Source organism: Ramlibacter sp. PS3R-8, assembly GCF_037572435.1.
Lineage (GTDB): Bacteria > Pseudomonadota > Gammaproteobacteria > Burkholderiales > Burkholderiaceae_C > Ramlibacter.
Genome location: NZ_JBBHGT010000004.1, coordinates 24,663 through 47,865 on the forward strand (window position 1 = coordinate 24,663; position 23,203 = coordinate 47,865).

Here is a 23,203-nt window from a genome sequence, read left to right on the forward strand (position 1 = left end):
GACGGCGCCGCGAGCAGGAAGAGCGGTGAGCCCCTCATGAAGAGGAGCTCACCGCCGGCTTACTTGCTACACGTACCAGCCGAAGCAAGTTCGAGCTTGGCCACTGCGGCTTTGCCCTGTTCGTCCGGGACGGTCTCGAGGCCGGCGCCGCCGATGAAGACACCCATCTTGATGTACTGCCGCACGAAGTAGTTCTTCCCCGCCTCAACCATCAGCGCGAGATCGTTCGGAGAGAACTCGGACTGGGTCGAAACCTTGCGATTGCCGGGCGCAACTTCGGTGTAGAAGAAAACGTTGGGCGCGGACTCGCCGACGCACTTGTCGTCGACCCAGATGTTCTTCTTCAGCGCCGCGCCGAAAGTGCTATCCCGATAGACATACAGGCCCGCGCTCCCGGACGACGGCTGCGCGAATTGCTTGGCCCGCTCCGAGGCCGCCTTGTCCTCCATCTTCACGGAAGCACACCCGGTAAGCAGCGCCAGGAGCGCCATGCCCACGATCAGCTTTCTCATGATTCCTCCTCTGTTGTGGAGATTGAACTCTAGCGACGAGGCGCGGCGGCGTCATTCTGGATTGCGCAGGTTTGTCGCGCGGGACGCACGCTTCGTGCGTGGCCTCCTCCGTTTGGATGATGTCGAAGTCGCCCGCGGAGGCGTCCGTCGTCCCTGTGTAGCATCGCGACGTGGATTACCTCTTACCCCTTGCCATTGCGCTGGCCGCCGGCTGCTGGATCGCCAAGACCAAAGTGCAGCACCAGCGCATCGCGCTCCTTGCCAGCTTCCTGTCGCCCTACAGCATCGAGAAGAACATCGAGACCGTCACCCAGGGCTACCTGCGCGCATTGGGCGAAGCGGAGCCTGGCCGGCGCGAACAGGTGCTGTACGTGCTGCGGGGGAACGAACAGGACTTGTGCCGGCAGATGGGCCAGCTCGCGGATGACGTGGCGTCGGCGGATCCCGAGGCCACCCGCGTGAGTAAGCTCCCGATCTGGCTTCCGTTCGCGCTGGCTTTCGCCCCGTCCTTCGACCTGCGCGAAGCCCTTCGTGTGCACGCACGTGGCATTTGCCGCGCGATCGAGGCCGAGGGCGCAGCGTCCCCGAAGGACCGCGCGTTTGCGATCACCGCCGAATTGCTGCTGATGCAGCACACCTGCCACTGGTTCTGCCGGTCGAAAGCGGTAGCCTCGGCCCGCATGCAGGCTCGCCACCGGACGTCGCACGAACAGCTGGCGGCCGCCGTCCTGCCGCAGACGCGCTCCGAATACCTGGGCCTGGTGGCGCTAGCCAGGAGCGCGTGAGTCGTCAGGCGCCGGCGGCGTCGACGTAGCAGGTGCTGCGCTTCATGCAGGCGCGCAGCGTGCCCGGACGCTTGATGCTGCCGCTGCAGTCGTCGAACTCGGCAACCATCAGGTCCAGCGCACCGCGGCGCTCGAACTCCTCGATGGGCAGCCACGGCGCACCGGCGGCAGCCCACTGCGCATCGGTGAGCAGGACTTCGCCGGTCAGGAAGACCTGCCGGCCGTCCTCGCCGTCAAGAAAGGACGCCTCCAGCGCCACGCCGTGGTCGGCGGGGCGGCACAGCCCGTGGGCCATGGTCGGGTCGAAGACGACCAGGTCGCCGGGTGCCAACGCCACCTGCACGCCCGCGTGCGGCATCACGAAGTCGACGTTGGCCAGGTCGAGCGCCAGGATCCAGAACAGGCAGCGAGACCAGTGGCCCCGCACGTCGTTGTGGAAGCCCGCCCCTCGCGAGGCGAGATAGTCGATGCGGGTGGCGACGCTGCTGCGGTACGCGGCCGGGTCGTCCCCGAGGACACCCGTCAGGTGCAGTGCGCCCGCGATCCGCCCGACGAGGTCGTCGACGCCGGGTGCGGCCGCGGCCAGGTCCTCCAGCGTGGTGGCCGCGTACTCGATGTCCGTGAAGGTCTCGGCTCTCGCACGTGCATGGCCCTCGGCACCCAGACTGCGGAGCGCACCGGCATCGAGAAAGTCGGCGCGCACGACGTGGATCCATTCATAGGGCGCGCGGGCGTCGAAAGCGTGCTGCGGTTCCTCGCTCCGGACCGCGAAGCTGCGGAATGGCTGAGGCACGCGGTATGCGTTGGCGGCGATGAGGCGATGCGAATCCATGTTCTCCGTACTCCATGCTACTTTCGTTCGTGCCAACACGTGGCTGCCCGGATTGACGTGCCCTTGAATTGGAGGTCTCATGCGCACTGCCTTAACGCACTGGAGCAATAACATGCCAACGAAGAGACAAGTGCTGGTGAGCCTGGCGGCCGCGACACTTCTCGCGCCCCTGTCCGCCATCGCGCAAACGGATTACCCGAATCGTCCGATCAGGCTGGTGGTCGGCTTTGCTCCCGGCGGCTCCACGGACATCGTGGCGCGCATCGTCGCCAAACAACTGGGTGACCGGCTGGGCCAGTCCATCATCGTCGACAACCGGGCTGGCGCCGGGGGAACGATCGGCGCCGACGCAGTGGCCAAGGCGCCGCCCGACGGCTATACGCTGACGCTGGCCACCACCAGCACCCACGCGATTTCAGCCGGCGCATACAGCAAGCTTCCGTTCGTGCCGACGCGGGACTTCACGCCGATCTCGCTGGTGGCCATCACGCCTTACCTGCTGGTCGTGAATCCCCAGGTGCCCGCTCGCACGCTGCCCGAGTTCGTGAGCCATTTCAAGGCCAACGAAGGCAAGTTGAACTACGCATCGGCCGGCAACGGCACGGCCACGCATCTCGCGATGGAAATGCTCAAGGACGCCGCCAAGCTGGACATCAAGCACATTCCCTACAAGGGCAACGCGCCCGCCGACCTGGCGCTGTTGTCGGGTGAAGTGCAGACGGTGTTCGGCTCCATGCCCGCACTGCTGCAGAACGCCAAGGCGGGCAAGGTGCGTCCGATCGCCGTGGGCACGTTGACGCGTTCGCCCGCGTTGCCGGACGTGCCGACGGTGGCCGAGCAAGGCTACCCAGGGTTCAACGCGGCGCTCTGGCTGGGAATCATGGGACCTGCCAACATGCCCAAGCCCGTGGTCGATCGCCTGCACAAGGAACTGGTGGCGATCGTGGCGACCGACGAATTCAAGAAGGCGATGGATGCGAATGGCGCCGAGGCCTTGGGCAGCCCGACCCCCGAGGACTTTGCCCGGATGTTGCGGGTCGAAGTCGAGCGGTATACGCAGCTTGTTCAGGGGCTGGGGATCAAGCTGGACTGAGCGCCTTGATGCCGTCGTGCCCGATTGCTCCTGGAGGGCCGCTCCTGGGCAGCAAACAAGTCCAGGCGGTGTTCGAGAAACCTGAGGAAGCGGCGCTACCGTGTATCCGTCGCAGCGCGTCGACGTGCTACTGCGCGACCTGGCCAGCGGGCAGGTGCCGTACCGGTCGCAGGCCACCAGCCACTCGAGTGCCAGCGCCGCGAGCCTGGCGGAGGCAGCGCTGGCGCAACTTCCCGAACGTGGCGCCCGGCACGTGGGTGGTGCAGCCGTAGCCGACAACGAGCGCCGGCAGCGGCGATACTCACGCCACATGTCCATGCACTCGCCATCGGCCGGGCCCGCATCGCATCGCGGCCGGCGACGCAGTCTCCAATGGATGTTGCTGGGCGGCGTGCTGTTCATCTCCGCAGCGGCGAGCCAGGACCAACCGGCGGCCAAGCAGGTCTTGCTCCTGGAATCCTTCAATCGCGGGAACGTCGTCCTGGACGAGTTCAATGGCCAATTTCGCGTGCGCCTGGACCAACTGGCCGGCAAGCCCGTGAACGTCGTCGAGGTCACGGTGGGACCGACTGGCTTCGTCGGTGCCTCCGGACCAGCCGTCGCCGATTACATCCGGTCCATGTACGCCGATCGGCCGCCGCCCGACCTCATCGTGGCTGCTTCCGGCACGGCAGTCGAGTTCGCACGCCACCATCGGCAAGCGCTTTTTCCCGACAAGCCGCTCCTGTTCGCCGCGGTCGATCGACGGATCGCCTATCGCGTGCCCCTGCGCGAAAACGAGGCTGCGGCCCCGGTAGCCAACGATTTCCCCCGCCTCATCGACGGCATCCTGCAGGTCCTCCCCGAGACCCGGCAGATCTTCATGCTGAATGGGGCTGGGGCCCCCAGCGCATTCTGGCGCCGGGAGCTCGAGACCGAATTCCGGCGGTTGAGCGGCCGCGTGACGTTCGTCTGGTCCGAGGAGTTCTCCCTCCAGGACATCCTGCGCCGCGTCGCCAGCCTTCCCCCGCACACGGCGATCGTCTATCTCAACTTCGTCACCGACGTCCGCGGCGCGGCCTACGCGGACGCGCAGGTCCTGGCCGACATTCACGCCAAGGCCAACGCCCCTTTGTTCGGACTCTTCAGCACATACCTCGGCGCCGGAGCGGTCGGCGGACCCCTGATCTCCATCCCCCGCCTGGCTCAGAACACGGCGGACGCGGCAAACCGGATCCTGCAAGGCGCGCCAGCTGCGAGCGTGCGTGTCCCTCCACTGTCGGCAGGCCAGCCGACCTTCGACTGGCGCGAGTTGCAGCGGTGGGGCATCCCCGAAAGCCGCTTGCCGCCCGACAGCGTCGTGGAGTTCCGCGGCCCGAGCCTGTGGGATGAGTACCAGGCCGCCATCCTGGCCGCCATTGGCGTGTTGCTGTCCCAATCGATCCTGATCGCATGGCTCCTGTACGAACGCCGCGCGAGGCAGCACGCCGAGGCCAATGGCCGCCGGAACCTGGCGCTCGCCGCCGACGCCAACCGCCGCGAAACCATCTCGACGCTGGCGACTTCCATCGCGCACGAACTCGGCCAACCCCTCAGCGCGATCCTGAGCAACGCCCAGGTGCTGCAGGCGATGGTCGAGGCCGACCGGGCGACGCCGGACGCGACAGGGGAGATCGTGGCCGACATCCGGACGGAAGCCACCCTCGCGTCACAGATCATCGAGCGCCACCGCGCAATGGTCCGGGGCCATCAACTGCAAAAGAAGCCGATCGACCTTCACCGCGCGATCCATGAATCGGTCGCGCTTGTTGCCCACGACCTGAAGACGCGGCGGATCGAGGCGAGCCTGGACCTTGCTCCGGCTCCCTTGCTCGTCGAGGGCGACCAGGTGCTCCTCCAGCAGGTGCTCGTCAACCTGATTCGCAACGCGATGGACGCGCTGCAGAAGAACGAAGAGGACAAACGCCGTGTCACGATCCGCACCGCGAGCGCCGGCGGCCGCGTGGAGGTGTCGGTGTGCGATACGGGCGCCGGCTTGTCGGCCGAGGCCATGCGCACCCTGTTCATGCCCTTCGTCACGACCAAGCCGGATGGCCTCGGCCTCGGCCTGGCCATCACGCAGAGGATCGTGGAAGCCCATGAAGGGACGATTGCCGTCCATGGCAATGCCGATGGCGGCGCGACCTTCACCGTCACGCTTCCAGGCGGTGCGCGGCCCGGGCTGCTGCGCAGAGCCTGAGCGGGACCATCGCCAGCACTCCATGACACCCGCCCGACTTCGCATACTGATCGTGGACGATCACCCAGGGATCGTGAAAGCCATCACGCGGCTGCTGACAATCGAATTCGATGTCGTCGGAAACATTTCCGACGGGGACGAACTGCTCGATGCGGTCCAACGCCTGGAGCCCGACGTGATCGTGCTCGACATGAATCTGCCGAAGGTCGGGGGACTGAACGCGTGCCGTCAGGTCATGCAAGCCAGGCCGGGGATCAAGGTCATCATCTTCACAGCCGACGACGATCCCGGCCGCAGGCTACGAGCCTTCGAAGCAGGGGCAACTGCCTTCGTGAACAAGCTCTCAAGTGACGGCGAGCTGGTGTCGACGCTGAAGCGACTGCACGGCGAGCACGATTGAATGCGCGTTCCCGCCTGGAACGCCTCGTATTCCGTTCCGGACGGAGCAACGAGTTCGGTCTCCTGGCCGGTCGATGTCGCGACGCCGCCGATAATCCGCGGCATGAATCCACCCTTCTCCGGCAGTTGCGCCTGCGGCTCGGTCAGCTACACGTGCGCGAGCGATCCCGTTGCGATGTTGAACTGCCATTGCAGCGATTGCCAGCGTGCGAGCGGGGCTCCCTTTGCCTCCGGCATCGTCGTGCATACGATGGATCTCGAGATCTCCGGCAGTCCGAAGGCCTACGCTGCCCGTGCCAGCAGCGGGAAAATGACGACGCGCGGATTTTGCGGGGACTGCGGCACGCCCCTTTTCACGCAAAGCGAGGTGAACGCGCAGTTCACGTCGATCCGGTTCCCTACACTTGATGATGCTTCCGCATTCGCCCCGATGCTGGACATCTGGACGGCGAGTGCGCAACCATGGGTGTGTCTCGACGAGAAACTTCCGCACTTCGCGGCGTCGCCGCAGGAGGCAGGGTGATTCCCATGGCCTGTCGATCGCGGAGTCCATTTCGTCATGGATAAAGCCTTGCTGCAACAGCAGGTGCTGGATCGGCTAGCCGAAGACCTGCTGCAAGCCGAACAGGCGGTGCGGGCGGCCCATGAAACGGCGACCCACGAAGAAAACATCGCCGAAAACAAATACGACACCTTGGGACTCGAAGCCGCGTACCTGGCCACCGGCCAAGTGCGGCGCGCCGAAGCCATCCGGCAGGCGCTGGCCGATTGGCGCCAATTCCGCCCGCGTCCCTACGACGTGAGAGAAGGTATACAGCTCGGCGCACTGGTCTGTCTGGTCGATTCCGACGACAAGCGGCAACACCTTTTTCTCGGCCCGGATGGTGGCAGCATGCAGTTGGTCAGCGGCACTCAGCTCGTTCACGTCATCACCAGCGAATCCCCTTTGGGCAGGGCCATGCTGGGCAAATGCGAGGGGGATGAGGTGTCGATACAGGTCGCTCCCATCCGACAGCAGTTCGAGGTGGTGCGGGTTCAATAAGCCGTGAACGACTCGCGGGGCAGTTCGAGGCACTCGACACGAGGCTGATGCAAGACGCGAAGTATGTGGATACGACGGTGAGTGGCAGCACGTGCTTCATTGCGGGGAGCACGCAGGACACGCTTTTCAAGACCGTCTGAATTCCTGTTTTCGCAGTCAGGGAGCCCTGGATCCCCGCCTTCGCGGGGATGACGAAGAGAAAGCCTTCACGGGGACGCCGGGGCGCCTTCGGCAACCCGGCCTGCGGTTACCCTACCGCGCGCCGGGCATCCCCCACCCCAGTCAACTTCAGGCGCGCCCCCGCCTTCATATACTGCCCCGGTAATTCCCTCCCCATGAAACCCTGAACATCACGCGCGACCGCAGCGAGCGCGTCCAGATCGATCCCCGTCTCCCACCCGCACTCGTGCAGCAGGTAAACCAGGTCCTCCGTGCAGATGTTGCCGGTGGCGCCCGGCGCGAAGGGGCAACCCCCCAGCCCGCCGAACGACGACTCGTACTCCCGCACACCCAGATGCAACCCGTTCATGACATTCGCCAGCCCGATGCCGCGGGTGTTATGGAAATGCAGCGCGATGATCGCCTCCGGGAAGCGCTGGCGGATCGCTTCCACGGTGCGGGTGACCACGGGCGGCGTGGCCATGCCGGTGGTGTCGCCCAGGCTGATGTGCCTGGCGCCGTGGCGCATGTAGGTCTCGACGATCTTCAGGATGTTGGCCATCTGCACTTCGCCTTCGAAGGGGCAGCCGAAGGCCGTTGCCACCGCGCCGCGCAGCGCGATGCCGTACTTGTGCGCGATGGGTGCGTACTCGACAAAGTCCGCCAGCGCCGCATCGATCGACTTGTTCAGGTTGGCCTGGCAGTGCGTCTCGGAGGCCGAGACGAAGCCCGCCATCATGTCCACCTGGGCCGCCGCAGCGCGCTCGGCGCCGCGCGCATTGGGCACCAGCGCGGTCAGGCGCACGCCCGGCTTGCGCTCGATGAGCGCCATCACCTCGGACGCGTCGGCCATCTGCGGCACGGCGCGGGGTGACACGAAGGAAGTCGCCTCGAAGCTGCGCACGCCGGCAGCGATCAGCCCGTTGATGAGGCCGGCCTTGACCTCGGTGGGAATGAACTGCTTTTCGGACTGGAAGCCGTCGCGCGGGCCAACCTCGGTGACCAGCACGAAGCGGTCGCTGGCAGGGGTCTGGAAGGTGGTCATTCGGTTTACTCCGGAAAGGCTGCGCGCTAAACGATACCCCGTTCGCGCAGCGACGCAATGGTGGACGGGTCCCGCCCCAGCTCGGCCAGCAGTGCGTCCGTGTCGGCGCCCAGCACGGGCGGCGGGCGGTGGACGCGGCAGGGATCGTCGGAGAACTTGATGGGAAAGCCCAGCACGTCCAGCGGGCCGTGCTGCGGATGCTGGATGGTGATGCGCATCTGCTGGTGTTGGGTCTGCGGATCCTCGAAGACCTCGCCCAGGCCCAGCACGCGGCCGCACGGCACGCCGGCCGCATTCAATCTTGCGATCCAGTGTTCGACCGTGTGCCCGCGCGTGCGCGCATTGATCTCGGCGTTGATCTGCGCACGCCGCTCGAAGCGATCGGCGTTGGTGCGGTACTCGGGGCGCGCGCGCAGGTCGTCGAGGCCCAGGCCGTCGATCAGGCGGGCGTAGAAGGCGTCGTTGGAAGGCGCCACGGCGATCTGGCCGTCGGCCGCCTCGAACAGCCCGTACGGCGAGACCAGCGCGTGGTCGTTGCCGGTGCGCAGCGGCTGCTTGCCGCTGGCGAAGAAGTTGGTGGCCAGGAAGGCCAGCATGCTCGTCATGCTGTCGGTCAGCGCGGTGGCGACTTCCTCGCCCTGCCCCGTGCGGTTGCGGCGCACCAGCGCCGCCAGGATGCCCATGGCTGCATACGAGCCGGCCACCAGGTCCGACACCGGCGGCGCGGCGCGCATCGGAGGGCCGTCCTCCAGGCCGTTGACGCTCATGAATCCGCTCATGGCCTGCGCGATGAAGTCGAACGAGGGCCGGTCGCGGTACGGGCCGTCCAGGCCATAGCCCGTGATGTGGCAGCTGATGATGTCGGGCTTGATCGCCCTGAGCGCGTCACGCCCGAACCCCATCTTGTCCATGATGCCGGGCCGGTAGTTGTTGATCACCACGTCGGCGCCGCGCAGCAGGTCGCGCAGGACCTCCTTGCCCTCCTCGCTGCGCAGGTCCAGCGTGATCGATCGCTTGTTGCGGTTGAACGAGGCGAAGTACAGCGAGAAGCCGTTGCTCGTTTCGCCCTGGTGCCGGATCGGGTCGCCGCCGTCGGGGTCCTCCACCTTGATCACCTCTGCGCCCATGTCCGCCAGGAACATCGAGCAGAAGGGCCCGGAGAGGATGCGCGTGAGGTCGACGACCCGGATGCCTTCGAGCTGCATGCGGCGCCTACTCCGACAGCTTGACGCCGGCCTCCTTCACGACGCGGCCCCACTTGGGGTAGTCCACGCGCAGGAAGGCAGCGAACTCCTCGCCGGTGCCGCCCACCGGGATGGCGCCGCCGTTGATGATCTTCTCGCGCACCTCGGGCATCTGCAGCACCTTGTGGATGCCGGCGTGGAGCTTGGCGACGATGTCCGGCGGCGTGCCCGCAGGCGCGAACAGGCCCAGCCAGACGCCCGTGTCCATGTCCTTGATGCCGGCTTCCGCCAGCGTGGGCACGTTGGGCAGCACCGGCACGCGCTTGGATGTGGTGACGGCGATCGGCGTGAGCCGGCCGCCCTTGGCCAGCGACAGCACCGAAGGCACCGAGAGGATGGCGACATCGGTCTGCCCGCCCATCACGTCGGCGAGCGCCGGCGCGGCGCCCTTGTAGGGCACCTGGGTCAGCTTCAAGCCTGCGTTGGCCTTGAACAGCTCGCCGAACAGGTGGCCCATGCTGCCGTTGCCCGCGGTGGCCCAGTTCAATCCGTCGCCGGTCTTGCCCTTGGCGACCACATCCGTCATCGTCAGCAGCTTGGTGCCACCGGCGGCGGGGCCGCGCGACACGATCACCAGCGGCGTCTCGGACACCTGGATGATCGGCACGAAGCTCCTGAGCGTGTCGTAGCCCACGTTCTGGTAGAGGTACGGACCCAGGGCCATGTTGTCCGACTGGCCCATGACGATGGTGTAGCCGTCCGGCGCCGCCTGCGCGGCCTGCGCCACGGCCAGGTTGCCGGATGCGCCGGGTCGGTTTTCCGGCACCACCTGCCACTTGAGCACTTCGGTCAGGCTGGTGGCCACCACGCGCGAGACGAAGTCGGTGCCGCCTCCCGGGGTGAACGGGATCAGCAGGCGGATCGGCTTGTTCGGGAAGTCCTGCGCGCTCGCGACCAGGGGCAGCACAGCAGCGGCAGCCAGGGCCGTGCGGGCAAGTACGCGGGCCAGTTTCATTGCAGAGTCTCCTGTCATTTCCGGTGACGGACTGTAGACGCTGCGGGCGCGGGGTGTCGACGTGGAAAGCCCTGTAAGCCTTTTAGCGAGCCCGGAGACTGGTATTGCTTTAGATTGCGGGTCAATGGGACGGACAACAACGAACGATGCCGCGCACGACGCGTCTTCCCGGGAAAGTGCATGGGACGGCTACGCGCTGGCGCTGCTGGCCGTGGCAGGCGGGCTTGGGCTGCGCTTCCTGCTCAATCCTTTCCTCGGCCAGCAGGGGCCCTACCTGATCCTTGCCCTGTCGGTTGCGCTCGCTGCCCTCTACGGTGGGTTCGGTCCCGGGATGTTCGCGACAGCGCTGGGCACCATGGCCGGCACCTATCTCTTTGTCGGCCACCCGGGCTGGGAGGGCGTTCTCCAACCGCCCAACATCACGCGCACGTTGCTGTTCATTGCCATTGGCGTGAGCATCAGCGTCATCGGCGGGCGCCTGAAAGCATCTCGCCGGGCGTTGTCCCAGTCCGTCTTGGAATTGCGCAGGAGCAATCGCGCCAAGGACCAGGTGCTGGCCACGGTCGCGCACGAGATTCGCAATCCACTTTCCGCGCTGTCCACCGCCAGCGAGGTGCTGCAGCGGTCCGCCACCGACCCGGCGCGGGTTGCCTGGGCTGCCGGGATCGTCAGCCGGCAGGTGAGGCAGATCGCGCGCATGTCCGATGAACTCATGGATACGTCCAAGGTGCTTCACGGCAAGATCGACATGCAGATGGCGCCGGTCGACCTGCGCGCCGTGCTGGGCGAGGCGCACGACCAGGTCGAGGCGTTCATCGCGAGCAAGCAGCATCAACTGACCTCCGATGTTCCCGACACACCTGCACCCGTGCGCGGTGACGCCGGCCGCCTGGTGCAGGTGTTCGCCAACCTGCTGAACAACGCCGCGAAGTACACCCCCGCCGGTGGAGACATCGCATTGAAGCTGTCCAGCGTGCCTGCCGGCTGGGAGGTGACGATCACGGACACCGGGCAAGGCTTTGCGCAGAGCGGCGGAGACGACCTGTTCGAGCCTTTCGTGCAGGCGCCCGGCGCCGTGGTGAACGAGACGTCCGGCCTGGGCCTGGGCCTGGCGATCGTCAAGCGCATCGTGGAGATGCACGGCGGCAGTGTCGTCGCCCATAGCGCAGGGGCGGGAAAAGGCGCAACATTCACGGTCGTGTTGCCGGCAATTCCGGCGCAAACCGGCGCCGGCCCTGTCGATTTCGCCCCGTTACGATCGTCGTGAGGATGTGGGCGGATGGCTGCCCGCATCGATCAAGGAGAGCGACATGCGTTTCATGGTGATGGTGAAAGCGACGAAGGACAGCGAAGCGGGCGTCATACCCAAGCCGGAAGAGTTCGCGGAGATGGGCGCCTTCAACGAGCAGCTGGTCAAGGCCGGCGTGATGGAGGCGGGCGAGGGCCTGCATCCCAGCTCCCGCGGCGCGCGGGTCGCGTTTTCCGGCAAGAACCGGCGCGTGATCGACGGACCGTTCGCGGAGACCAAGGAGCTGGTGGCCGGCTTCTGGATCTGGAAGTGCGCCTCACTGCAGGAGGCGATCGAGTGGGTCAAGAAGTGCCCGAACCCGATGCGAACGGATTCCGAGATCGAGATCCGCCAGATCTACTCGGTGGAGGATTTCGGCGACGCCATCACGCCCGAGTTGCGCGAGCAGGAAGAGCGCTTGCGCAAGGAAGTGCAGTCGCGTGCGGGTTGACCCTTACGACAGCAGCCTTTTCGCTTCCTGCGGGTCCACCCCGTACATCTCGGCGAATTCGGCGACGGTCTTGCCGCTGGCCTTGTACGCGTTTTGCAGGGCTTCGCGGCGCGCGCTCTTCTGCGCCACCATCGACAGGGCTTCTTCCAGCATCGCGTGCACGTTGTCGTCGGGCGAGGTGAAGCGCTCGCGGTAGCCTTCGCGGGTGAGGCCGGATGCCTCGACCGCAGCCGCCAGGTGCTCGACGGCCTGCCGACGCGCCTGCTCCGGCGCCTTGCTGCCGCGGCGCTTGTACAACTCCAGGATCGCGTGATGCACATGCTCTGCAGCCACGGGCTCTACCGGTTGGCCTTGCAGGTCGTGGCGGGGCAGGCCGGAGGCCACGGCCTCGATGTAGCGCGTCGACCGCGTGTGCAGCCCGAGCGCCACCTTCAGCTCGTCCGCCGGCAGCGCCTGCGGCTGAGCCGCCAGCAAGTCCTGGAAGATGCCGACCTTGAGCGGGAGGAATCGTGCACCGAACAGCCGCGGATACAGCTCGAACAGTTTGTGCAGGAGCGGATGCACCGGCCGCGGCGCCTTGCGTGCGGTGGACGGGCGGCGCGAAGGTGGGGAAGTGACGGTCGAGTCTTGGGTCATGGTCAGCCCTGCAGTTTAGTTGCAAGGAGCAACTGCTCGTTGGAGCTCCCGTGGTCAGGTATCCTGCCGTCATTCGCATGAGAGAGAGCCAATGCCCCAATCTGAATCGCCCAAGAAGAACTCCGCCTTCATGAAAGCACTGAAGCCCAGCCCCCAGCTGGCTGCCGTGATCGGGCCGGAGGCCGTGCCACGCACTGAAGTCACCAAGCGGCTGTGGGCCTACATCAAGGAACGCAACCTCCAGAACCCGGCGAACAAGCGCAACATCCTGTGCGACGACAAGCTCAAGGCCGTCATGGGCAAGGACGAGGTGACGATGTTCGAGATGACGGGGCTCGTGGGCAAGCATCTCAAGGACTGAGCGCTCGCGTGTTGCGACGCCGGGGTGCCTGCGGCAACCCGGCCTGCCTAGACAACAACGAAGTCCGCTGGGGACAGTGCGCCCGCTTGTCCAACCAGGATCGCGAACGTCACCGCTGCCTGGTGGCCCGTGCCGTCGGGGTCGTACATCAGCGCGCCGGAGTTCGCGTCGTAGATGATCCGGTCGTTCGCATCCATCGCTGCCCCGCCGAACGCGAATGCTCCCGGCCCGGTGACGCCCTTGAAGATTTTCGAATCGAGCTGGATCAGGTCGGTGCCCGAAACGAATTGCACGGTGTCGACGTTGTCCGGGCGCAGCCGCGTATCGAACACATAGGTGTCGCGGCCCTCCGCGCCGTCGAGCGTGTCGTTGCCGCCTTTGCCCGCGATGACGTTGTCGCCCTGGCTGCCGATGATTTCGTTGTCGAGGTCGTTGCCGGTGGCTGAGGTCGGGTCGGCGAAATCGACGAGCACGAGCCGCTCGAAGTTGGCCGGCAGCGTGTAGCTGATGCTGCTGACGACGGTGTCGATGCCCTGGTTGCGGAGCTCGAACAGCTTCTCGCCCGTGGTGTCGACGTGGTACGTGTCGTTGCCTTGCCCGCCCCACAGGAAGTCGTCGCCGAGGCCGCCGTGCAAGTCGTCGTCGCCTGCCATCCCGAACAGGTAGTCGTTGCCTTCGAGGCCGTTGATGAGGTCGTCGCCCGCGGTTCCGATCAGCAGGTCGCGCCCGGCGCTGCCTGTAATGATATTTTGTGACATACCTTCATCCTAGTGAGCGAAGGTGCGCTTTCAAGCTGAGCGCCAGCGGTCGGCGTTCCTTCTTACGACCAGCATGCAGGAGACCTAGGTCGAAGACTGCGCCACGCGTGCGATCGCCGCAGCCAGGATTTCCGCCGAGCAAGGCTTGGGCAGGACCTCGAACCCCATCGCCGCGATCTCGTCCAGGCGCTCCGCGTAGCCTGTCATCAGCAGCACCGGCAAACCGGGCATCGACTTCTTCAGGTGCGCGGCCAGGGCCAGGCCGTCCATCTCACCGGGCATCACGACGTCGGTCAGCACCAGGTCCGGCAGCTTCGGCTGCGCGGCCAGCCATTCGCGCGCGGTGGACGCCCGGTCCACGCGCGTGGCCTGGCAGCCCAGGGCGTCCAGCAGCGGCATCAGGGAGCCAGCCACCTGGTCGTTGTCTTCCACCACCAGCACGCGCTTGCCGAGCGCGCCCATCGCAGCTTCGGGTCGTTCGTTGGTGCCTCCCGCAGCGCCCTCGGCAGCGGGGAAGAAGAGCGTGACCGTCGTTCCGAGGCCCTTCTCGCTGCGCACGGTGGCGATGCCGCCGGCACGCTCGCACAGCCCGTAGACCTGGCTCAGTCCCAGGCCCGTGCCCTGCCCCACCGGCTTGGTCGTGAAGAAGGGCTCGAACACCTTGTCCAGCACCGCAGGCTCGATGCCCTCGCCGGTGTCTGCAGCCTCGATGGCGACCACTGCGCGTCCGGCCAGTTTGGGTGGCACATCTTCCGTATTGCGCGCGGTCACCGTGAACGTGCCGCCGTCCGGCATCGCATCGCGCGAATTGATGGCGAGATTGAGCAGTGCGAGCTCCAGCTCCGCCATGTCCACGGTGATCGGGCGCGTGCCGGGCGCGACCTCGACATGCAGCTGCACCTGGGTGCCCAGCACCGGGGCCAGGAGCGACCGCGAAGCCGGCAGCTTGTCGGCCAGGTCCACCGTCTCGGGCACCAGCGCCTGGCGCCGCGAAAAAGCCAGCAGCTGCCGCGTGAGCTTCGTCGCCGAGTCCACCGCCCGCTGGATGGATTTGACCTGCGAGCTGGCGGCGCCGCTCGCGCTGCGCGCGAGCAGGTACGCGTTGTTGCTCACGACCATCAACGCGTTGTTGAAGTCGTGCGCAACGCCGCCGGTGAGGCGGCCGAGGGCCTCCAGCTTTTGCGCCTGCAACAGCGCCTCTTCCGCCTTGCGCCGGGTCGCCGTCTCGCGCGTCAGCCGCTGCGCGGACTCGTACGCCTCCTGCGCATGCCGCAGGGACGCGCGGGCCGCGAAGTAGATCGCAGCGAACGGCGGCACGCCCAGCAACAACAGCACGGCGAGCTCGCGAAGGACTTCGTTGCGCAGCGCCGTGATGTTCATTCCGGTGCCGACAAAAAGAGGATAGGCGCCCACGCGCTGGAAGGAGATGATGCGGAACTGCCCGTCGACGGACGATACGCCGCGGGTCTGCCCGATGTCGTCGCCGGCGGCCACGCGCTGGAGCGTAGGGCTGCTGGGGCTGAGCCGGTCCGGCGCCCCCGGCAGTACCGGCCACCGCACGTAGATGGGACCGGCCTGGTGAAACAGATTCACCGCCAGCCCGGGCTCGTCGTTGACCAGGTCCTCGTAGAACCGCTCGAAGTAGCTCGTTCGCAGGCTGACGTTGATCACGCCCCCGAACGCGCCGCCGGGGCCGTCGAACCGCGTGCTGAGGTCCACGATGCTTTCGCCGGTGCTGCGGGACTTGAAAGGCAGGGATAGGAACCTGCCCGCGCCGCCCGCCTTGTGCCGGCGGAAATACTCCCTGTCCGAATACTCGAGTGCCGGTGGCGGTGAAACAAGCGAAGTCGCGATGGGCTTGCCGTCGGCGCCGATGACCCAGATCGACTGGATCTGCGGTTGATCCTTCGTGCGCGTGGCGAGCAGCGCGTGCAGTGACGGCTCCGCGGCACGCAACTCTTCGACGGTCTTGCCCCCGAGCAAATCGCCCAGTCGCTCATGCAACGCCTCCGCGCCGCCCAGTACCTTGCTGGCGTGCTCCTGGGCCACGCGCAGCGAACGGCTCACACGCCGTTCCGCGGCAGCCGTGGACTCGAGGTAGCGGAAGGCGCCGAGAAAACCGTAGATCAGCAGCGGCACGGCCACCACCAGGATCGCCAGGATCCTCATCGACACCAGAGGCGCCTTGCTGGTTTTCTCGATCTCGCCCGTTGCCTGCATGCCAAAGCGTAGCACCTACCGACATTTCACTTCACTCCGCCTTGAGTCCGGCATTGCGCACCAGCGTCGCGTTGAGCAGCACCTCGCGGGCCGCGTACGCGGTGAACTCGTCCGGTGACATCGGCATGGGATCGACCCCCAGGGCAGCCAGCCGCTCGCGCACCTTGGGGGCCTGCAGGGCCTGGAGGGTCTCGCGGCCGAGACGCTCGACCACCTCGCGGGGGGTGCCGGCCGGAGCCCAGAGTCCGAACCAGATCGGATACTCGGCGTCGGCGATGCCGGCTTCGGCCATGGTCGGCACGTCAGGCAGCGTCGACGAACGCCGCGCAGTGTTCACGGCCAGCGCCACCAGCTTGCCCTCGCGCAACTGCGGCAGCACCAGCGCCACCGGTCCGAGGAAGAAGTCCACCCGGCCGGCCAGCACCTCGGTCATGGCTTCCGCTCCACCCTTGAACGGCACGTGGACCACCTGCAAGCCGCTGCTTGCGACAAAGCGCTCGGCGCTCAGGTGGGTGGCGGTGCCGATTCCGACCGAGGAAAAGTTCAGCGCATTCGGCTGCGCCTTGCCGGCGGCGACGAGATCGGCGGCGCGCTTCATGCCTTTGGCGGGAGACACGACCAGCACGCTGGGCGAGCTGCCCAGCGGCACGATGGCGGCGAAGTCCCGCACGGGGTCATAGGGAAGGTTCTTGTAGAGAGCCGGCGCGATGGTGTGGGCCGAGCCGTGGGCCAGCAGGGTGTAGCCGTCCGGCGGTGCCTTGGCCACCGCGGCCGTACCGATGCTGCCCCCCGCGCCCAGGCGGTTCTCGACCACGATGGGTTGCCCGAGCTGCTGGGCAACCTGCTCCAGCACGATGCGATGCACGATGTCGGTGGAACTGCCGGCGCCCACGGGGATGATGGCGCGCAGGGGTTTCGCCGGCCAGCCCTCGGCCGAGACATCGAGCGCGGCAAGCGCGAAGAGAAGCGGGATCAGGCGATTCATCGGAAGCCTCCACGGGTTGCAGCTGATTCTGGACATCGCGCCTGATAAGTCCAATATAGAGTTGCTCTGCATCTTGATGCCGAACCGGCATGAGAAGGAACCCCCATGGACTTGCGTCATGTCCGCACATTCGTCACCGTGGCCGAGCTCGGCACCGTCTCGGGAGCCGCCACGCGCCTGCACGTCGCGCAACCGGCGCTCTCGCGGCAGATCGCCCTGCTGGAAGACGAACTGGGCCTCAAGCTGTTCGACCGGGTCGGCCGGCGCCTGGTTCTCACGAGCGGCGGCGAGCAACTCCTGGGCGACTGCCGGGGGTTGCTGAATTACGCGCGGGCGGTGGGAGAACGCGCCCAGGTGCTGCAGCACGGCGATGTGGGGGTGCTGCGCGTGTCGGCTTCGCCGCACCTGATCGAAGGCATCTTCCCCGAATTCCTGCGGCACTACGCGGCACGCTATCCGGGCGTGCAGGTCAGGCTGGTGGATGCCGCGGCCGGCGAGGAGGCGTTCGCGATGCTGGATCGCGGCGAGGTGCAGCTGGTGCAGACCGTTGCCAGCGCGCTCACGCCGAACGAGGAGCGTTTTGCCAGCCATGAGCTCGCGCCCATGGAAATGCTGGCCGCCTGCCACCCGAAGCTGCGGATCGGCAACGCCGATGGCAAGGTGGAAATCGCCAGCCTCGCGGCCCATCCGCTGCTGCAGGCGACGCAGGACTTCGCGATGCGCAGGAACTTCGACGCCGCGTGCCGGCTGGCCGGCTTCACGGCCAACAACGTGCTCGAATGCCGGGCTCCGCACGCGCTGCTGGCCATGGCCGAAGCCGGCCACGGGGTGGCCATCATCCCTTCGGCGCTGCGCATCCACCGGTACAAGGTTCGCGTGCTGCGCGTCACCTATCGCGGCAAGGCCCTCAACGAGCCGCTGACGATGGTCTCCGACAAGCGCCGTCCCCTGCCCTCTTATGCCAGGGTGTTCTGCGAGATGCTCGCCGAGCACGTTCGCAAGGGCTTTCCTTTGCTGCGCCGGTAGCCCTCCATCTACACTTCGCGCATGCCCGCCATCGCCATTCGACCCGCCTGCGTGGAGGACGCCGGATCGATCCTGCACTTCATCCGCGAACTCGCCATCTACGAACGCGCCGAAGACGAGGTCGTCGCCACCGAAGCCGACATCCGGAAGTCGCTGTTCGACGCAGGTTCGGCGCATGCCCTGATCTGCAGCGTCGATGGGGTCGATGCCGGCTTCGCCGTGTACTTCTTCAACTACTCGACGTGGCAAGGCAGGAAAGGCCTCTACCTCGAAGACCTGTATGTCACGCCCGCGCATCGCAATGCGGGCGCCGGCAAGGCCTTGCTGCAGCACCTGGCGCGCGTCGCCGTCGCGCAGGGCTGCGGGCGCTTCGAATGGAGCGTGCTGGACTGGAACGAACCGGCTCTGCAGTTCTATCGTTCGATCGGTGCCGCGCCGATGCCCGAGTGGGTGCGGCATCGGCTGGCCGGGCCGGCACTGCTGGAATTCGCGCGCGGCTGACTCTTTACACGGCTGCGTGGAAACAGTTCATTGCGGAGCCAGCCGGGCGTGAGCGGGCGCGTAGGGTGCCCGCTGTACCCACAACCCGGAGACCCTCATGGCAAAGAACGCACGCAACAGCGAACCGGACGACACCACGTCGAGCGTCGAATCCTCCGCCGGACCCACACGCGAAAGCCTGGCCCGGGTGGCCCAGGGCGCATCGACCTTGCTCCAGGGCGCACAAGCCTTCCAGGAGGTCCAGCTGCAGATGCTGCAGCGTGCCACGCTCGTTCACGAGCAGGCCGCGGAGCGGCTCCGCGCGGCGACCAGCCCCGCCGAAGTCCTGGCGCTGCAGGGACAGATGCTGGTCCAGGGCTGGCAGCAGGCCATGCAGTACGGCCAGGAGCTGATGACCGCCTCGATGAAGGTTCAGGGCGAGATGCTGGCCAAGGCCGGGCAGCAGCAGCCATCGCCCGCGGACGAAGGGCCCGTGACGTTCCAGGCCTGGCAGAACGTCATGCTCGACGCGCTCAACGGCGCCGGCAAGCACTGAGCGCTCAGCGGGCTGGCGCGTTCTCGCCGCGCGCCACGGACAGCGAGAGGCTGTACGCGCCGGCGACGGCGCCGGGCGCGGCGCCGAGCGCAGCGAGTTCGGCGGGCGCGAAAGCCTTCCCGCTCCACGGCCTCAGCACCTCGAGGTCGTAGCCGCAGACGACGAACACCCAGTCCGCGCTGCGATCCGCGTTGCCCCGGATCTTCTGCTCGGTGGTGGGGGCGATGGCAGGCGTGTCCGTGCGCAGCAGGTGCGCGCCGGCCAGGCCCGCGCGCAGTGGCAATTCCTCGATCATGGCGCGCAGCGCGGCCTGCAGGCGCGGCGCTTCGCCCTCGCGCGGCGACAGGCGCAGCGTCATCGCATGCCGCGCCACCCCCGCGCCATGCGAATGCAGCACACGCGTCTGGCTGCGCACCATGTTGCGGTGGTGCGGCATGAGGCGCGTGGACCAGGGCGTCGGCGCGTTCAGGCTCGCCAGGTATTCGGGCGAACTGAGCGCCGCATGGTCCCGCAATTCGTAGAGGATGAAGAAACCCTCCCCGCCGTCGGCCGCTGCCCAGCGCGAGGCGCGCAGGAAGCCGGGCAGCGCAAGACGCTCGGAAAAGTGCTCATGCGAATGCCAGTGCTCGAACTCGGCGCGCATGTCCGGCGCCATGTCCCACCACATCGCGAGTGCGGAGTCGCCCAACAGTGCCATCGTTGTTCCCTTTTTTCCGATCAGGCCGCGCGGGTGGCGCCGCGGCGAAGCAGCGGCGAACTGTTCGCCGCCGTGGCGAGCTCGCCGGCGGCTTGCACCAGCGGCCGGCCCAACTCCTGCATGCGCGCCGCCGTCAGGCGTTGCAGCGGCCCGGCGATGGTGATCACGCCGGCCGCCTCCGTGCCGCGCCGGAGCACCGGTGCGGCCATGGCGCTCATGCCGGGCGCATACATCTCCGTCATCATGCTGAAGCCGCGCTTGCGATCTTCGTCCAGCGACTTCATCAGCGCCTTGAAGGTGGTGGGCGCCTTGGGGCCGTATTCGCGCGGGGAACCGAAGCCCTGCCGGGCCACGAGTTCCGTCGCCCGCTCCTCGCTCAGCGTCATCAGCCACGCGTGGCCGCCCGCGCTGCAGGACAGGCGCACGTCGATGCCCATGTCCGGGTCATAGCGCAGGCCGGCGCGCGCGCCTTGGGCCTTGGCGACGAAGGTCAGGCGGTCGCCGTCCACCAGCGCCAGTCGCACCAGTTCACCGGACACTTCGGCCAGGCGGTCGATGATGGGTTGCGCGATGTCCACGATGCCCGCCGCCCCCAGGAAGCTCAAGCCCAGCGCGGGCAGCCGCGTGGTGAGCATGTAGTCGCCCATCTCCCGCAACTGGCGCACATAGCCGCAGCGCACCAGGTCGGCCAGCAGGCGATGGCAGGCGCTGCGCGGCACGTTGAGTTCGTCGGCCAGCGCCGCCAGGGCCAGCCCTTCGGGTTGCGAGGCCAGCGTTTCGAGGATGCGCAGCGTACGATCGACCGTGCCCGTGGGGCCGGCTGCCAAATTCGTCATGTGAAATGAAATTCCGGCGTGGAACGAAGTTCTGGACGACTGCCTATCATGCCGCACTTCCCAAGTTTTCCATCGGAGACAACCCATGAAACTGATCACCCGCCGCGGCTTCGCCGCCGTCGCCATGCTCGCCGCCGCCGTGGGCGTGAGCGCGCAGGACATCCAGGAACGCACGATCAAGTTCGGGCACCTGAACAACCCCGACCACCCCACCAGCCTGGGCGTGCGCAAGTTCGCCGAGATCGTGGCGGCCAAGAGCGGCGGCAAGATCAAGGTGCAGGAGTTCGCCTCTTCGCAGCTGGGCAACGAGCTGCAGCAGCAGTCGGCCCTGCAAGGCGGCGTGCAGGAAATGCTGGTGGCCTCCACCACGTCCCTGAACGGCATCGTCAAGGAGTTCGGCATGCTGGACTTCCCCTTCCTGTTCGCCAATGCGAAGCAGGCCGACGCCATGGTCGACGGACCCCTCGGCAAGGCATTGACCGCCAAGCTGCCGGAAAAGGGCGTCATGGTCCTGGCCTTCTTCGACCTGGGCTTTCGCAACGTCACCAACAGCAAGCGCCCCATCACGAAGGGCTCCGACCTCGAAGGCCTGAAGCTGCGCGTGATTCCCAATCCGGTGTTCCTGGAAACCTTCAAGACCTTCAACGCCAACCCCACGCCGATGCCCTTCGCCGAGCTGTACGGCGCGCTGGAGAGCAAGGCCGTCGACGGCCAGGAGAACCCTTTCGCGGTCATCGCCTCGAGCAAGTTCTATGAAGTGCAGAAGTACGTGAGCGGCACCAACCACGTCTACGCGACCAACCCGGTCCAGATCAGCAAGCGTTTCTGGGATCGCCTGTCGCCCACCGAGCAGAAGATCATCGCGGACGCCGCCATCGAAGCCCAGAACTGGCAGCGCACCGTCAGCCGTGAAGTCTCCAGCAAGGCGCTGGGCGAACTGACCGCCAAGGGCATGCTCTACAACGACGTGCCTCCCGCCGAATTGGCCAAGATGCGCGCCGCGGTGCGGCCGGTGTACGACAAGTTCTCCGCGGCTTACGACCCCGCCGTGGTGACCCTGTTCAAGGCCGAGCTGGAACGCGTGTCCAAGCTCTGATGCGAAGCGGCAGTCCCGTGAAGTTCCTTGTCCTGCACGGCCCGAACCTCAACCTGTTCGGGCGCCGCGAGCCGCACATCTACGGGCACACCACCCTGGCGCAGATCGATGCGCAGCTCGCCGCGCTGGCCGGCGAACTGGGCGTGCAGCTCGAGACGATCCAGTCCAACCACGAGGGCGCGCTGCTCGACTTCCTGCACCGCCACATCGACGAGGCGAAGGGCGCCCTGGTCAACCCGGCCGGGCTCACCCAGCACGGGGTGCCGCTGCACGATGCCATCAAGGCCATGCCGTTTCCGGTGATCGAAGTGCACATGTCGAACATCGCCGCGCGCGAGAGCTGGCGCACGCACTCGATCATCTCGCCGGCGGTGAAGGGGACGATCCAGGGGCTGGGGGTCCACTCGTACCTGATGGGGCTGCGGGCGCTGGCTGCGCTGGCACAAGAGGCGCGCTGACTCCGGTCAGCGCGGGGCTGCCAGGATTTCCATCAGGGCGAGATGTCGGCGGGCTTCGCCGCGTAGGCGAAGGTCGCCGAAGTTGGCCGAGGCGCCCAACTGGCCATCGTCCCTGATAAATTGCGGCGTCAATGAGCCGACTTCGCGATGCCTGGATGCGCCTGCGCTCCGCTGCGCTGGCCACGCCCGGTTTGCGCGTGATGCTGCTGGCCGTCCACAACTACGTGATGCACCAGAGCGCCAACCAGGCCGGCAGCCTGGCGTTCTCGTGGCTGCTGGCGATGTTTCCGCTGCTGGTGCTGGTGTCCGCGTCCGCCGGCTACTTCGGCCAGCCCGGCGAAGCGGCCGCCCTGGTCCACCGCGTGATGGGCTATGCGCCGCAGATGGTGCAGGATGCGATGCAGCCGGCCATCGACCAGGTGCTGGCCCAGCGCAATCGCGCGCTGCTGACGATCGGCGTGCTGGCGACGCTGTGGACGGCCTCGTCCGGCATGCAGGCCATCCGCTCGGCGCTGAACCGCGCCTACGGCGTCGAGCGCGGCATGTCCTTCTGGAGAGCCCGCATCAAGGTGACGATCTTCACCATCGTGGTGGGCGCCGGCGTGCTGGCGGTCTTCAGCTCGGTGATCATCCTGCCCTACGTGTGGCAATTGCTGCAAGCCAATGCCGACAATGGCCGGCAAGCCCTGTGGCTCTTCGACGGCGCGCGCTATGGCCTGGCCTTCCTCGCGCTGGCGGTGTTGTACGCGCTGGTCTATGGCTGGCTGCCCGACGTGCCCCAGCGGCTCTACACCGTGCTGCCGGGCGCGCTGGTGGGCGCCGCGCTTTGGGTGGGGGCTGCCGCCACCTTGTCGTACACCTTGCGCAGCGCCGGCAAGCTGGTGCTGCTGTATGGCAGCTTCGCCGGCGTGGTCGCCACGCTGGTGTTCCTGTACATCAGCGCCACGACGCTGATCTTCGGGGCGGAGATCAATGGGGTGCTGCGGGAGTCGGTGGCGTCGCCGGCACAGTGAGCATTCAACATCCCAGGATCTTCGACAGGAAGGTGTCCTACATCCCAGTGGCTGGCTG

The 23,203-nt window shown here is 66.9% G+C and carries 26 protein-coding genes; 15 read left to right on the forward strand and 11 right to left on the reverse strand.

Going from position 1 to position 23,203, the window contains the following annotated elements; all coding sequences use genetic code 11:
- Window positions 1-59: 59 nt before the first annotated feature.
- The gene (locus tag WG902_RS14935) at window positions 60-512 is read right to left on the reverse strand and encodes a DUF2846 domain-containing protein (protein WP_340060928.1); all 453 of its coding nucleotides are present in this window, start codon (window positions 510-512) and stop codon (window positions 60-62) included.
- Between the two features lie 170 nt (window positions 513-682).
- On the opposite strand from WG902_RS14935, the gene WG902_RS14940 reads away from it, so the two are divergent.
- Window positions 683-1,297: a hypothetical protein gene (locus tag WG902_RS14940; RefSeq protein ID WP_340060929.1), complete on the forward strand. Its 615-nt coding sequence runs from the start codon at window positions 683-685 to the stop codon at window positions 1,295-1,297.
- 4 nt (window positions 1,298-1,301) lie between these two features.
- On the opposite strand, the gene WG902_RS14945 is transcribed toward WG902_RS14940, so the two are convergent.
- Window positions 1,302-2,129 carry a hypothetical protein gene (locus tag WG902_RS14945; RefSeq protein WP_340060930.1) on the reverse strand — a complete coding sequence of 276 codons (828 nt, stop codon included), beginning with the start codon at window positions 2,127-2,129 and terminating at the stop codon, window positions 1,302-1,304.
- A 112-nt stretch (window positions 2,130-2,241) separates the two neighbouring features.
- On the opposite strand from WG902_RS14945, the gene WG902_RS14950 reads away from it, so the two are divergent.
- From WG902_RS14950 to WG902_RS14970, 5 genes are all read left to right on the forward strand, one after another.
- Complete coding sequence (locus WG902_RS14950; RefSeq protein WP_340060931.1) at window positions 2,242-3,222, forward strand: Bug family tripartite tricarboxylate transporter substrate binding protein; 981 nt, start codon at window positions 2,242-2,244, stop codon at window positions 3,220-3,222.
- 100 nt (window positions 3,223-3,322) lie between these two features.
- Window positions 3,323-5,440 (forward strand): sensor histidine kinase, encoded by a 2,118-nt coding sequence (locus WG902_RS14955; protein WP_340060932.1) that lies wholly within the window; start codon window positions 3,323-3,325, stop codon window positions 5,438-5,440.
- A gap of 22 nt (window positions 5,441-5,462) precedes the next feature.
- A complete protein-coding gene (locus WG902_RS14960; RefSeq protein WP_340060933.1) occupies window positions 5,463-5,840 on the forward strand; it encodes a response regulator in 378 nt (125 codons plus the stop codon).
- Window positions 5,841-5,942: 102 nt separating this feature from the next.
- Window positions 5,943-6,362 carry a GFA family protein gene (locus WG902_RS14965; RefSeq protein ID WP_340060934.1) on the forward strand — a complete coding sequence of 140 codons (420 nt, stop codon included), beginning with the start codon at window positions 5,943-5,945 and terminating at the stop codon, window positions 6,360-6,362.
- Window positions 6,363-6,398: 36 nt separating this feature from the next.
- Entirely contained in the window at window positions 6,399-6,881 is a 483-nt protein-coding gene (locus tag WG902_RS14970; RefSeq protein WP_340060935.1) for a GreA/GreB family elongation factor, read from the forward strand.
- Window positions 6,882-7,128: 247 nt separating this feature from the next.
- On the opposite strand, the gene WG902_RS14975 is transcribed toward WG902_RS14970, so the two are convergent.
- The 3 genes from WG902_RS14975 to WG902_RS14985 are packed head-to-tail and all read right to left on the reverse strand — an operon-like array spanning window position 7,129 to window position 10,284.
- Window positions 7,129-8,085, reverse strand: coding sequence for a hydroxymethylglutaryl-CoA lyase (locus tag WG902_RS14975; RefSeq protein WP_340060936.1), 957 nt, complete (start codon window positions 8,083-8,085; stop codon window positions 7,129-7,131).
- A gap of 26 nt (window positions 8,086-8,111) precedes the next feature.
- A complete protein-coding gene (locus tag WG902_RS14980) occupies window positions 8,112-9,290 on the reverse strand; it encodes a CaiB/BaiF CoA transferase family protein (protein ID WP_340060937.1) in 1,179 nt (392 codons plus the stop codon).
- Between the two features lie 7 nt (window positions 9,291-9,297).
- On the reverse strand, window positions 9,298-10,284 hold the full coding sequence (locus WG902_RS14985) for a Bug family tripartite tricarboxylate transporter substrate binding protein (RefSeq protein WP_340060938.1): 987 nt from the start codon (window positions 10,282-10,284) through the stop codon (window positions 9,298-9,300).
- A 124-nt stretch (window positions 10,285-10,408) separates the two neighbouring features.
- On the opposite strand from WG902_RS14985, the gene WG902_RS14990 reads away from it, so the two are divergent.
- Window positions 10,409-11,551 carry a sensor histidine kinase gene (locus tag WG902_RS14990; protein WP_340060939.1) on the forward strand — a complete coding sequence of 381 codons (1,143 nt, stop codon included), beginning with the start codon at window positions 10,409-10,411 and terminating at the stop codon, window positions 11,549-11,551.
- Window positions 11,552-11,594: 43 nt separating this feature from the next.
- Complete coding sequence (locus tag WG902_RS14995; RefSeq protein ID WP_340060940.1) at window positions 11,595-12,023, forward strand: YciI family protein; 429 nt, start codon at window positions 11,595-11,597, stop codon at window positions 12,021-12,023.
- Window positions 12,024-12,026: 3 nt separating this feature from the next.
- Here the strand turns inward: WG902_RS14995 and WG902_RS15000 are convergent, their stop codons facing one another.
- Window positions 12,027-12,659 (reverse strand): ProQ/FINO family protein, encoded by a 633-nt coding sequence (locus WG902_RS15000; RefSeq protein ID WP_340060941.1) that lies wholly within the window; start codon window positions 12,657-12,659, stop codon window positions 12,027-12,029.
- A gap of 91 nt (window positions 12,660-12,750) precedes the next feature.
- Between WG902_RS15000 and WG902_RS15005 the strand changes: the two genes are divergently transcribed.
- The gene (locus tag WG902_RS15005; protein WP_340060942.1) at window positions 12,751-13,020 is read left to right on the forward strand and encodes an SWIB/MDM2 domain-containing protein; all 270 of its coding nucleotides are present in this window, start codon (window positions 12,751-12,753) and stop codon (window positions 13,018-13,020) included.
- A 47-nt stretch (window positions 13,021-13,067) separates the two neighbouring features.
- On the opposite strand, the gene WG902_RS15010 is transcribed toward WG902_RS15005, so the two are convergent.
- From WG902_RS15010 to WG902_RS15020, 3 genes are all read right to left on the reverse strand, one after another.
- Complete coding sequence (locus WG902_RS15010; RefSeq protein WP_340060943.1) at window positions 13,068-13,778, reverse strand: calcium-binding protein; 711 nt, start codon at window positions 13,776-13,778, stop codon at window positions 13,068-13,070.
- A gap of 84 nt (window positions 13,779-13,862) precedes the next feature.
- Window positions 13,863-15,998 carry a hybrid sensor histidine kinase/response regulator gene (locus WG902_RS15015; protein ID WP_340060944.1) on the reverse strand — a complete coding sequence of 712 codons (2,136 nt, stop codon included), beginning with the start codon at window positions 15,996-15,998 and terminating at the stop codon, window positions 13,863-13,865.
- Between the two features lie 31 nt (window positions 15,999-16,029).
- Window positions 16,030-16,983, reverse strand: coding sequence for a Bug family tripartite tricarboxylate transporter substrate binding protein (locus WG902_RS15020; protein ID WP_340060945.1), 954 nt, complete (start codon window positions 16,981-16,983; stop codon window positions 16,030-16,032).
- Window positions 16,984-17,088: 105 nt separating this feature from the next.
- Between WG902_RS15020 and WG902_RS15025 the strand changes: the two genes are divergently transcribed.
- From WG902_RS15025 to WG902_RS15035, 3 genes are all read left to right on the forward strand, one after another.
- A complete protein-coding gene (locus WG902_RS15025) occupies window positions 17,089-18,009 on the forward strand; it encodes a LysR family transcriptional regulator (RefSeq protein WP_340060946.1) in 921 nt (306 codons plus the stop codon).
- Window positions 18,010-18,030: 21 nt separating this feature from the next.
- Window positions 18,031-18,510: a GNAT family N-acetyltransferase gene (locus WG902_RS15030; RefSeq protein WP_340060947.1), complete on the forward strand. Its 480-nt coding sequence runs from the start codon at window positions 18,031-18,033 to the stop codon at window positions 18,508-18,510.
- A gap of 97 nt (window positions 18,511-18,607) precedes the next feature.
- On the forward strand, window positions 18,608-19,045 hold the full coding sequence (locus WG902_RS15035) for a phasin family protein (protein WP_340060948.1): 438 nt from the start codon (window positions 18,608-18,610) through the stop codon (window positions 19,043-19,045).
- A gap of 4 nt (window positions 19,046-19,049) precedes the next feature.
- Here the strand turns inward: WG902_RS15035 and WG902_RS15040 are convergent, their stop codons facing one another.
- Window positions 19,050-19,742, reverse strand: a complete 693-nt coding sequence (locus tag WG902_RS15040) for a hypothetical protein (protein ID WP_340060949.1) — start codon at window positions 19,740-19,742, stop codon at window positions 19,050-19,052.
- 20 nt (window positions 19,743-19,762) lie between these two features.
- Window positions 19,763-20,578, reverse strand: a complete 816-nt coding sequence (locus WG902_RS15045) for an IclR family transcriptional regulator (RefSeq protein ID WP_340060950.1) — start codon at window positions 20,576-20,578, stop codon at window positions 19,763-19,765.
- Between the two features lie 85 nt (window positions 20,579-20,663).
- On the opposite strand from WG902_RS15045, the gene WG902_RS15050 reads away from it, so the two are divergent.
- The 3 genes from WG902_RS15050 to WG902_RS15060 all read left to right on the forward strand — a co-directional run bounded on the left by WG902_RS15050 (window position 20,664) and on the right by WG902_RS15060 (window position 23,145).
- Complete coding sequence (locus WG902_RS15050) at window positions 20,664-21,674, forward strand: TRAP transporter substrate-binding protein (RefSeq protein WP_340060951.1); 1,011 nt, start codon at window positions 20,664-20,666, stop codon at window positions 21,672-21,674.
- Between the two features lie 17 nt (window positions 21,675-21,691).
- The gene (locus WG902_RS15055; protein ID WP_340060952.1) at window positions 21,692-22,132 is read left to right on the forward strand and encodes a type II 3-dehydroquinate dehydratase; all 441 of its coding nucleotides are present in this window, start codon (window positions 21,692-21,694) and stop codon (window positions 22,130-22,132) included.
- Window positions 22,133-22,263: 131 nt separating this feature from the next.
- On the forward strand, window positions 22,264-23,145 hold the full coding sequence (locus WG902_RS15060; RefSeq protein ID WP_340060953.1) for a YihY/virulence factor BrkB family protein: 882 nt from the start codon (window positions 22,264-22,266) through the stop codon (window positions 23,143-23,145).
- Window positions 23,146-23,203 lie beyond the last annotated feature (58 nt).